Origin of the sequence: Terrilactibacillus laevilacticus (assembly GCF_006517395.1) — a bacterium.
Taxonomy (GTDB): domain Bacteria; phylum Bacillota; class Bacilli; order Bacillales; family Sporolactobacillaceae; genus Terrilactibacillus; species Terrilactibacillus laevilacticus.
This window is the reverse complement of record NZ_VDCY01000010.1, coordinates 38,160-49,958: the sequence shown is the minus strand read 5'-3', so window position 1 is coordinate 49,958 and position 11,799 is coordinate 38,160. Positions and strand designations below refer to the sequence as shown.

General features: G+C 35.4%; 10 protein-coding genes. 2 read left to right on the top strand and 8 right to left on the bottom strand.

Translation table 11 applies throughout. The annotated features are described in order from the left end of the window. Window positions 1-383 precede the first annotated feature (383 nt). The 8 genes from FG390_RS11495 to FG390_RS11460 all read right to left on the bottom strand — a co-directional run bounded on the left by FG390_RS11495 (window position 384) and on the right by FG390_RS11460 (window position 10,318). A complete protein-coding gene (locus FG390_RS11495; protein WP_141191179.1) occupies window positions 384-2,102 on the bottom strand; it encodes a methyl-accepting chemotaxis protein in 1,719 nt (572 codons plus the stop codon). A gap of 659 nt (window positions 2,103-2,761) precedes the next feature. Next, on the bottom strand, window positions 2,762-4,015 hold the full coding sequence (locus tag FG390_RS11490; protein ID WP_258311661.1) for an MFS transporter: 1,254 nt from the start codon (window positions 4,013-4,015) through the stop codon (window positions 2,762-2,764). A gap of 487 nt (window positions 4,016-4,502) precedes the next feature. Beyond that, window positions 4,503-4,937, bottom strand: coding sequence for a DUF4395 domain-containing protein (locus FG390_RS11485; RefSeq protein WP_141191178.1), 435 nt, complete (start codon window positions 4,935-4,937; stop codon window positions 4,503-4,505). A gap of 145 nt (window positions 4,938-5,082) precedes the next feature. Continuing rightward, window positions 5,083-5,613 (bottom strand): transposase, encoded by a 531-nt coding sequence (locus FG390_RS11480; protein WP_141191177.1) that lies wholly within the window; start codon window positions 5,611-5,613, stop codon window positions 5,083-5,085. Between the two features lie 226 nt (window positions 5,614-5,839). Continuing rightward, window positions 5,840-6,577 (bottom strand): SDR family NAD(P)-dependent oxidoreductase, encoded by a 738-nt coding sequence (locus FG390_RS11475; protein ID WP_141191176.1) that lies wholly within the window; start codon window positions 6,575-6,577, stop codon window positions 5,840-5,842. 22 nt (window positions 6,578-6,599) lie between these two features. Next, entirely contained in the window at window positions 6,600-7,835 is a 1,236-nt protein-coding gene (locus FG390_RS11470; RefSeq protein ID WP_141191175.1) for an amidohydrolase family protein, read from the bottom strand. A gap of 149 nt (window positions 7,836-7,984) precedes the next feature. After that, on the bottom strand, window positions 7,985-9,457 hold the full coding sequence (locus tag FG390_RS11465) for an NCS1 family nucleobase:cation symporter-1 (RefSeq protein WP_258311659.1): 1,473 nt from the start codon (window positions 9,455-9,457) through the stop codon (window positions 7,985-7,987). A gap of 168 nt (window positions 9,458-9,625) precedes the next feature. After that, window positions 9,626-10,318 carry a FadR/GntR family transcriptional regulator gene (locus FG390_RS11460; RefSeq protein WP_246092797.1) on the bottom strand — a complete coding sequence of 231 codons (693 nt, stop codon included), beginning with the start codon at window positions 10,316-10,318 and terminating at the stop codon, window positions 9,626-9,628. Between the two features lie 326 nt (window positions 10,319-10,644). On the opposite strand from FG390_RS11460, the gene urtE reads away from it, so the two are divergent. Together urtE and FG390_RS11450 are read left to right on the top strand one after the other, a co-directional pair. Continuing rightward, window positions 10,645-11,346, top strand: coding sequence for an urea ABC transporter ATP-binding subunit UrtE (gene urtE, locus FG390_RS11455; protein WP_141191174.1), 702 nt, complete (start codon window positions 10,645-10,647; stop codon window positions 11,344-11,346). Window positions 11,347-11,524: 178 nt separating this feature from the next. Then, window positions 11,525-11,731 (top strand): YvrJ family protein, encoded by a 207-nt coding sequence (locus FG390_RS11450; RefSeq protein ID WP_258311658.1) that lies wholly within the window; start codon window positions 11,525-11,527, stop codon window positions 11,729-11,731. Window positions 11,732-11,799: the final 68 nt, after the last annotated feature.

Genomic DNA, 11,799 nt, shown 5'->3' with positions numbered 1-11,799 from the left:
TACTTTTTTATTTTATTTTTCATTAAATTCACATTCTTTTGTTGTTATTGTGATGGATATAATGGACTATTTTGTATATAGAACTTGATTCTTTTTATAAATCCTCCTCATTACAAAAAAAGTACTGTATCTTCTGGAACTTCTATAGGAAGATATAGCACTATTTTCAGTATTAAATTTGACCGATTAATAATGAAACCTAAAGAATGATCAACAAACAATCTTCCCCCTTTCATAATAGGATTGTAATGAAAAATAAGACCTAACAGATCATAATTAATGGAATGAGTAAAATCCATGCCTGCCCTGTTATCCATGACACTTAACACATTAAACCATTTATTATTAGTGTGTTCTAATACTGTCCTTTCAGAGTGAACGTATCAAAGAAAATGTCTTTTTGCGGTGCCTGTCACCGTAAAAAGAGATGCTACCTCTTTTAAATCCTTTGATACATGTGTTAATCGATGAATGTCCAGTGATATATCTTCAACCGTTTGATCCACATGTTCCATAGAAGTCGAAATCTGCAAAAACCCGGCATGGGTTTCCTCAAACATCGCGGCATTTTGTTCTATAGAAGAATTAATGTGTTTTCCATTGAGATTAATATTGATTAGCCGTTTCGTTATGTTCTTTATTTTATCTCCCAAATTGAACATAAATGCTTTAATATCGATAAATTGTTGATTAGTAATCTGCATCTGTTGAGAACTTTCTTTTACATGACGATTCACCCGTTCAAGAGATTGGCTCACTTGATCTACATTCTCTTTCACTCCAAGAATCATGTCGGTTATCATTTTAACATTTAATTGGGATTGCTCGGATAAGGCACGAATTTCGTGTGCAATAACATCAAAACCCTTGCCATCAATTCCTGCTCTAGCTGCTTCAATCGATGCATTTAAAGCTAATAATTTTGTTTTTTCTGAGATATTCTGAATTAAAGACACGAGTTTTGACATATCTTGTGTACGCTGATTCAAATCTATCATTTTAGAAAGAGATTCATCCACTAAATTATCTGTTTCTTTCATATTTTTCATGGCTTGATCAATTAAGAATCCTCCCTTACTTGTAAGTTGAATCACTTGGTGAGAAATATCTTCAACTAGTCTAGCATTTGATGTTTCATTCTCAAGGTCATGCATAAATTGAGACGTCAAGGTAGCCACATTCTGTGTATTTTTCGTTTGATCATTAAGTCCTTTAGATAGTTCATTCATCGTTTCGGTAATATTGTGGCTGTTAAGGGTAACCACTTGAGTGGAATGCAATAAGTGCTCACTATTCTTACTTACTTGATGGGATGATTTTACGATCTCTTGGATTATCCTCTTCATATTTATTCTCATTTTATTGACGGAATCTGCCACTTGTCCAAATTCATCATGACTGTGAATGTTAATAGGTTTTGTATCTAAATCTCCTTCTGCCATTCTATCGGTAACATGCAGTACTTGTTGATAATCTTTTTTCATTAACCGATGAATAATACAAAAGATCATCAGGCTTAAACCTAGTGATACAATAATACCTAATATAATAACGTTAATTGTATTTTGAATATGTCCTTCCGCCGCTTGACTAGATTTCACTGACCTTTTTAATTGATCTAGTAATTGAATAGTCTCATTTCTTAATTGAGCTTCTTGTTCTTTTATTTCTTGTATTTTAACCGTTTTTTTCATGAGAACAGCAGGAACGAACTCATTTTGAAAAAGATTATAGAGACGTGAATCATACTGGATAATTTTATTATATTTGGATTTTTGTAAACTCGTATTCATGTAGGGACCGATTTTTCGTTCTAATTTTGTTAGTTTTGCTTGGTCTTTTGTTAACAATTCAATAATATCATCACTGGGATTGATCAAATAATCAGCCACATACATCCCTTTACTTCTAAAAAGGGCACTCATTTCCGAAATATCATTAGACCTAACACTCTGTCTTCCCATGTTGTCGATACTTTTTTCTACTTGTAGTAATAAAATACAGCTAATCACAGTGGATATAATCCATAAAACAAATATAGCAATAAGGCTAATACTGTATTTTTCATTTAGCTTTAAATGTTTCCATTTCAGACGATTCATGTTAGCTTCACCTCTTAATAGGACATATTATCTATTTGTTTAATCCTATTATCTCGTCGAATCGTTAAGAAAAGAGACGAATATTGTAAAGTAAATGTAAAAAAGTAGTCATCCTAAAATGAATTTTACATAACTCCAACCTTAAGCTTAGGAAAAAAAGAAAAATCCGATCAGTCGTAACCATCGACCCTGATTCAGAGTTAATATCAAAATTGTAACGACTCCACGGGTAATCAGCTAAATCAGATACCATCTTTGCTCGCACTGGATTTAAATGGATATATTTATTCACCTCCAGCTCATAATCTACTGAATCTAATATCTCTGCTCCATAACGACTTTCAAACATGTGGCCTGTATAGTCATACTTTTTATTGAAATACTTTCTATATTTAAAATGAAGATGTTTAAATGATGGGACTTGTTAAATGATTGAGGGTTTCAATTTGAAGTTGGACGTGGTTTGTCATAAGACAAAAGGAGTGAAGATAAAATGGGATTTGGCATTTCGATTATTCTAATGTGATAGATAATGGGGATAATCCAAAAAGGGTGCTATTGGAGAAGTGGATAATAATAGATTCTTGAAATAATTAAGAAACTCCTCCAACTTCTAATAAAAAATTTGGATTCCCCACTGTCCTTTCACCGTGAACAAATCAATCAAAATGTCTTTTTGCGGTACCTGTCACTATTGTTGCGTTTGCTACTTTTTTCTTATCGTTACTCAAGAAGAAGATCGAGAAAATGGTAAAAGCAAAGACGACAGAGCCAATCGTGATGAAAGTAAAATTAAAACCAGATCGATCGTATAAAGAACCTATTAAGGAAGAAAAAGCAATAACGCCGATTTGTCCTGAAATTTGAAACCCAATTAAATAAATGGTGGCAGATAATCTTGAATCAAAATTCCTAGCAATATATTTAAACACTGCAATAACCAAAAGAGGCGTTTCAAATCCATGTAAGAGTTTGATCATTGATAATCCGATTGTACTGTCAACCATGGCTGAACCAACTATACGTGACCCCATAATCATTCCAGCCAAGGCAAGAGACCGCTTTGCACCAAGTTTATTGACGATAAATGGGGCAACAAACATCACCGCAGATTCAAGGAAAACCTGGAAGGAGTTGAGATATCCATAAAAATGATAGCCCGTTTCTGCATCGGGAAAATGTTTTGTGAAAAATATCGGAAATAACTGTTGATCATAGATGGTGTAAATACAAGAAGTTCCAAATAAAAAAACAATAAATAACCAAAATTTTTTAAGTTTAAATGTTTTGACAATGCTTTTTAAATCTAATTCCGATGTTTCCTTTTTTTCTTTTTCACTAATCTCTATTTTATAGAAACAATTGATAATGAAGAATAAAACGCCGGCTGCCGAAGCTAGCCAAAAATTTAAATGTGGATTGATACCTAACGCAATACCTGCAACCAACGCACCAATAGCGTATCCGAGAGACCCCCACATTCGTGAAGTACCGTATTCGAAATGAAATTTACGGCTTAACTTTTCTGTGTATGATTCAAGTAAACCAACCCCTCCAATAAAAGCTGCACCTAAATAAATAGCACCAAGTATAGCTCCAACAATAAAGGTTGAGTTTAACAAAGGTTCATAGACATAAATTAGAAATGGACCCGTACCAATCAGAAGAATATTCTGAAACCATATTAAGTGTTTCCTTGTTCCAAGTTTATCTTCAATCACCCCATAAATGAGCATGAAGATTAAAGCTACCGTTGAATTTATTGAATAAAGGGTTCCTGTTTGAAACCCAGATAAACCAAGACTCTCATTAAGCCAAATTGCATAGAATGCCCACCAAACAGACCAGGAAACAAAAAAGAAAAATAGATATCCAGACGTAAACCAATAGTTTTTACTTCTTATCATATTCATAACATCTTGCTCCTTCCGTTGATTAACCTAAGAGTATTAAATAAAATTGTAATAGCAATAATGAATGCGGTTACAAAAAACTTTAACCTATAATTCTTTTAAAACTCCTTTTCGAAGATTAAATCGGTGGTAAACAATTTTAAATCTCATTTGGTAGCGCTTCCACAAATTTATCATACATTAGCCGCATCAATATGTCAACGGGTTGACACACCATTAAAAAAAAAGAATTTTCTAAGGCAAGTTTTTAGCCTATCAGGGATGCTGATAATAACAGATAATACACGTTAGAACTTAATCCAGCTAACCATCACAATTTGGTTGGACTTCAAGATGTGGTGCCATGCCTTGTACGAATCCATTCAGTTTGTTTATTATTCTTCAAACAAATGTATTAATATAGTATTAAAAGAATTGATTATTCGACAAAAAATGAGACTCCTAATTTAACCGGAGTCCAATTCAGCGCTATCTATTCATTTTTATTTCATCCTTTTGTCCCCGTTTTCCTGCGATAAAGATACTGTTGCCATTGAAAACGGATAAAACACCCAATACAAAAACCTAAAATAGCGATAAAGGCCGCTAAACCCACCATGGCTGTAAAGATAATGGCTACAATGTTCCAGTGTAATAAATAACTAATATATCCGATAGTTAAACAGGAAACTGCAATAACTTGGTTAAATTGTTGTTGATCCCGATCTTCTGGAATATACTCATTCATTGGTCGTTTCAAGAAAACCTTCGCCCATTTCATAATTGGGTTGTAATGAAACAAAAGTCCAAGCAAACCACATATTAAAGGAATAAGCAAAATCCATGACTGCCCTGTTATCCAGGTTGCAACGACACTCAACAAAATAAACCATTGATTCGTTCTAACTAGTGGTCTTGGAATTGACCTTGGATTGTGACCCATTTCAAATCACATCTTTCTGATTGGATTAATCATATTTTACTTTATTTTTCATCATTTGTTAAATATGAAATCCTATGATTGCACTCCAATATCATGTCCTTGTAGCGTGAACGTATTAAAGGAAAATGTCTTTTTGCGGTACCTGTCACTCAAAAAGGAACTTTACATAACTCTCAATCTTCGGCTCAGGGAAGAAAGTTAAAATCCTGTCAGTCGTAACAATTGACTCTGATTCCGGACTAATGTATACGCCATAACTACTCCATGGATAATCACCTAAATCTGACACCATCTTAGCTCGAAGGGGATTAAGATGAATATATCTATTCACCTCCAATTCATAATCCAAAGAATCAATTAACTCTGCTCCATAACGTTTGTCAAAAGCGTGACCTGTGAAATCGTATTTTTTATTAAAATATTTAGCGTATTTGACGTTAAGGTATCTGAAAATAATGCTTGTTGGATGATTGAGGGTTTCAATTTGAAGATGAATGTGGTTTGTCATAAGACAATAGGCATGTAAATAAAATGGGGTTCGACATTTCGTCTCTTCTAATAAACGCAAGTACTCTTTCCTATCTTCATCGTCATAAAACAAGGGCATTTTACGAATACCGCGACTTGTAATATGGTACTTTGCTCCAGGAAACCAAACACGATTCTTTCTTGCCAAATAAGCACCTCCTGTCTTGCTTTAACCTTGATAGATAATAGATAATGGGGATAATCCAAAAAAAGGGAGCTGTCGGAGAATTGGAGAATTAGGATAATAATAAATTCTAGATTAACTAAGAAACTCCTTCAACTTCATAAAAAAATTTGGATTCCCCACTGTCCTTTCCATATGAACAGATCCGACAAAATGTCTTTTTGCGGTGCCTGTCACCGTTATTTCACCCCTATTTAATAACATACCCTCCATCTACAACAAGAGCACTTCCTGTCATGAAGGATGCATCATTACTGCTTAAAAAGAGAATAGGCTTTGCGATTTCTTCTGGCTTTCCTAGTCTTCCTAATGGATGCATAGCCACAAGGTCAGCCATCGTTCCTTGTGGTCCTCGCTTACCATCTTCAAATTGTCTCTGCAACAGTGGTGTGTCAATGGCACCAGGGCAAACCGCATTGACTCTAACGCCATATTTAGCTGTTTCTAAAGCAAGGCTTCTTGTAAAGTTTAAAATAGCTGATTTTGATGATGTATAAGCGATAAAATAAGATGAACCCACTAAAGCCAACTGCGAGGCCGTATTGACAATCACCCCTTTTGTCTCTTTGAGATAGGGAAGAACTGTTTTAGAGACCAAAAATAATCCTTTTAAATTGGTGTCTAATACACGATCCCAATCTTCCTCAGTTGTCTCTTCAATAGGGGCCACAAATTCAATTCCAGCATTGTTTACTAAAATATCAATTTTTCCCCATTCACTCACTAATTGCTCAACCGAAGTTAGAATTTGCTCTGAATGACGGACATCCACTTGATATGATAGATAGTTATTGTATGTATCATCATTATTTAAATGGTAGTCGAAAACGGCGACTTTCGCTCCTTCTTTAAGGAATGCTTCCACTGTTGCTTTTCCGATACCTGAACTCCCACCTGTAATAAGTACGACCTTGTCTCTGAACCTCATCCGGATACCCCTCTTTCATATATTAATTTACTTTTATTAAACTTCTAATGGAATCTGTACCAATTTCTTTACCTTTTTTCCACACACAAAGTCTCTTTGGACGGTCCAATAAGACATTACGAATATCCTTTGAATCAAATAAAACTAAATCCGCATCCTTACCAATTTCTATTCCATAAGACGTTAACCCTAAAGCTCTCGCTGCCCCATATGTCGTCATCTCGAGAAGTATTTTAGCGTCGTCAAAAGTTCCCATTTGTGCTGAATGAGCTAAAAGTAAAGCAATATCTAATGGATTTCCTGTACCAAAAGGAGTAAATGGATTCCGAATATTGTTCGTTCCATAAAGAACATTAACTCCTTCTTCTAACAATAGTTTAACTGGTGTGAGCCCTCTACGAACTCTTTCTGTATCTCCTCGACCATTCAAGTACAAATCGGTGGCTGGAAGTGAGAAGACATGTATATCCTCTTTGGCCATTTTTGAAGCGATCTGTCTCGCTTTTTCATGTTCAACTGAGCCCAATGATGTTAAATGTCCCACCGCAACTCGGCCTTCCATTTGGTAGAGATGGGTGAGCTTGATAATATCTAAAATGGCTAATTGATTCGGATCATCAGAAAAATCAACATGGAAATCTAATGGCTTTCCAAATTCATTGGCTAACTGATATACAAAATTCAGATGTTCAATCGGATCTCGGTCATTATATGGAATACCCCCTACAACATCCGCTCCCATTATCAAAGATTCCCTCATTAAATCCGCTGTTCCTTTTTGCTTAAAAATGCCTTCTTGAGGAAAAACAACAATTTGTATATCGATTAAATCTTTTAATTGCTCCTTTAATTCCAGGTGTACTTCCATACTTTTCATTTGAATAATAGGATCAACTTCAACATGACATCGCATATGTGTCACACCATAATCCACACACCGTTTTAAAACCTTTAATGATCGTTCTCTAATATCTTCTTTTGTGAATCCTTGTTTCAACTGAGCGGTGAGTTTAATAGCTTCATTTAAATTTGTCGCATCTTCATTCATCTTATCTAACAAAAAAGCCTTATCTAAGTGAATATGTGATTCAACGAGTCCAGGGAGTAAGACATTTCCGTTTCCTTCAATTATTTGTTTGGAATTAGGTACCTCACTCTTTGAATGAGATAAATAAACGATTTTTCCATTTTCAATACCTACATCTAATAAAGAATCACAATGTAGGCTTTTAACATTATGTAGTAATAAATCTATCATATGAATCCTTCTCTCTATAATCTATTGATGTTATTGAATGAGATAACTTAATGCAATAGATCACTATTTAGAAAATAGCGATCTATTGTTAACCCTATTAAAAATGTCCCTTTTCATCATTTAATCGATTTCTTTACTATAATGATTGCTTACTCAGAAACAGATTGACGTTCCTCATTTATCTCTACTGATGATGACATCGTATTTTTCATAAGTAGGGTATACACAATGAACCCGGAGATAACACCTAAAAACCAAGAATAGGCATACAGCGAACTTAATGCTGGTACAAACAATCCTATGAGAGAAATGACTGTTCCTATAGCCATCGCATAGAGCGCATTAAGATTCCAACCATCCTTATAGGTATATTGTCCTTGAGTTAAATAAAAACTATCGAGATCATAATTTTGCCGGCGCACAAGATAAAAATCAGCAAACATAATACCAGCAACCGGTCCGAGTGCGCCCCCTACTGCCCCCATAATGGAAAAAATGGTATCTGAGTTATCGAACCAAAGCCAAGGAGCAAAGAACAAAGATAGAACAATAGCGATAACGCCAGCTTTAGTGAAAGTTAATTTTTTTGGAAACAAATTAACCAAGTCGTACGCTGGTGAGACAACATTAGCAGCTATATTTACTGACAATGTAACAATAATGAGAGTTGCCGCTCCTAATACTAAAATGAACGGATTTCCAAACTGTTGGAGAAGTTCCACTGGATCCCATATTGGTCGGCCAAAAGCAATGATCGTACCAGATGTTGTAATAATACTCATAATGGCAAAAAGAATAGCAGTACCTGGTAAACCTATAAATTGACCGATGGATTGGTCTTTTTGACTTCTAGCGAATCGTGTAAAATCCGGAATATTCAGAACCAGCGTGGCCCATATACCTACTAAACCTGTTACAGATACAGGAAAAAGGCCCCAGAATTCCGCATTAGTTAATTTACTATGTTCTGCAAAAAGAGGACCAAAACCATGAGAGACAAATAATGCCCAAACAACCAAACATAACCCTAAAACAATGACTAGTGGACCTGCCCACAATTCGAAAAATTTGAGTCTTTCCATTCCATGTGACGTAATCCATGCATGTAATAACCAGAACAGTGTTACCGCGATCGCACTATTTAATCCCATACCAAGAATATTAATTGAACTTAAGCTATTCCAACCTGGTATCAATGCGCCAAATATAGCATCAATTGCTTTACTCCCTGCATAAGCTTGCACAGCGAACCAAAATATAGCCACAAAAGCTCTCAAAAGAACTGGAATATGTGCTGCTTTATGTCCAAAAGATGCTCTAATTAATACTGGAAAAGGCGTTCCATATTTTGCTCCTGCTGTCCCATTCAACCACATCGCAATGATGAGTACAATATTGGCGACAATAACAGTTAATAACGCCTGCCAAACGCTCATGCCCATTCCGATTAAACTACCTGCACTCTCATAGGCTACGATATTGTGAACCATTCCCATCCAAACGGTCGTAAAATTAAGCCATGTCCAATTCCTCTTTTCTTTCTTAACAGGGGCTAAATCACTATTATAAAGGCCTGCATCATAATTAACGACTTGCTCATTTGCATGTTTTGGGATTGCCACTTCTCTATCACCTCTTGGTTATATTTTGAATTTTCCGTTTTTTAAAGGTATACGTTTACCTTTCACTAAAAAAACAATCTATACAGTTAAGGGTTATGGATGTGAGTCAATTTCAAATATCGTATACACCCCACTTTTTTATATTTTGACAACTTCTAAAAAACGTTCTTACTCAATCACCCCCATCTCTGAAAGCATTTTTTTATAATTTAATTGTACATCTTCAATATGTCTTCTCATGAGAATACTGCTCCTTTCTGAATTCCTATTTTTAACCGCTTTTAAGATTTCCTTATGATAATACAAAGCATGTTCAACATCATCATTAATAGCCATTTCTATTCTTACTTTTTTAAAAAATTCCACTAATGTTGAGTAGACTTGAACAATTAATTCATTCATTGTGGCTTTGGCTAATGTCCCATGAAATAACAAATCAGGTGCAATAATAGATGTTCCATTGTTTATACAATCTTCCAGGTCTAAAATAGATTGTTCTAAAATATGAATACAATCGTCACTTCGATTTTTTGCAGCCAAATAGGCGATTTCTGATTCAGTTCCTATTCTAAATTGGAGTAAATCAAGAGATGAATGAGTATCCATAGATGGCATTAACGACTTAACATTTCCTAAATGATTATGAAAAACATTGCTTTTTAAAAACGCCCCTTTGCCTGGTTGTTTTTCAATGATTCCTCTCTCTGACAGCACCTGCAGAGCCTCTCTGACCGATGATCGTCCAACTTCCAATAATTGAACCAACTCTCGTTCAGAAGGCAATTTGTCACCCGGTTGAAGATCTTTTTTTCTTATATAGTCCAGTAAAAACTTTTGTACTGTTTCGCTAACAACAATCATCACGACTTCTCCTTGATGTTTACTTATGCATTTCAAACTGGTCATACCAGTATGTTTATATATAACCTAACACCTATTTTCTAAATTGTCTAAACAAATGTTATATTTTCTGACATGGTTATTCTGCGTCAATCTAAACCAGTTCATAGACTGAAGTTAAAAACGCAATCAACCCCCTTGCTGATCCCGTTGTCCTTTCACCGTGTACGGATCAATCAATAATGTCTTTTTGCGGTGCCTGTCACCGACATTCTGCGAAGGGTCCATTGATGAAGTAACAGCCAACGAAGAAGTGGCTAGAGTCTACTTGGGTCAGGGGGAAAAACATGTTAACTATTAATCATTTAGAAACAGGCTACAAATCTTCCACCGTTCTAAGAGATCTTAGTTTGAAAATCAAAGAACATCAGGTCGTTGCCATTGTCGGAAGAAATGGAGTAGGTAAAACAACTCTAATGAAATCGATCATTGGCCTCCTCCCTACTTTCTCTGGAGAAATAGCCTATCAAAATCAATCAATCCACCACATGCGCCCTGATCAACGTGTCAGACAAGGAATCGCCTTTGTCCCACAAGGAAGAGAAATCTTTTCTAACCTCTCTGTATTAGATAATCTTCTACTAGGAAACGAAGCTCTTCCCAAAAATAAACGATCTAAAAAAGTCAGCGAAGAGATTCTTTCATTGTTTCCTATTTTAAAAGAAATGCTTTCTCGTAAAGGCGGCGATTTAAGTGGTGGCCAGCAACAACAACTTGCGATTGCACGTGCTCTTATGAGCAATCCGAAACTCTTATTACTTGACGAACCTATGGAAGGGATCCAACCTTCTATCGTCAAACTCATCCAAAGTGTAATCAAACAATTAGTGAAAGAAAAAGGGATCTCAATTATTCTTGTCGAGCATAACCTGGACACAGTTATTGATTGCGCTGACTATGTATACGTGATTGATCGTGGAACGGTTATTACCGAAGGAGAGGCAACAGAGGAGAATAGGAAAACGTTTGAGCGGCATCTTGTTATTTAAACTTTCCTCAGAACTAAACATTTTTCATGACAAAAGACGCTTTTTTCAGCGTCTTTTTTATTTTTTACCAATCTTTTACTTTCGCGTAGAAATATATTGAAAAAATTTTTCAAAAATTTCCCCCTTCCTCTCACCATTTCCCCCTCTTCCCTGCGACTTATAGTATGAGGAGGTTAGAATGATGGATCAATGGATCGCTATGACAAAGGTTGTCGGTTTCCCCATCATGGTGACCTTATATCTGCTTTACCGGATTGAAGGAAAACTTGATGAACTGAACCGCTCTATCCAAGAGCTTGCCACCTACTCCAGAGACTATCAAATGATAAAGTATCATAAATCAAGCCTCACGTTCAAACGTGTGGCTAAAAAATTTTTGTATTAATTCACCATTTTAGGTTGCTTAATGCGATTTATAGATTGAGAGGAAAACGGATCCCTTCCATTATTGTT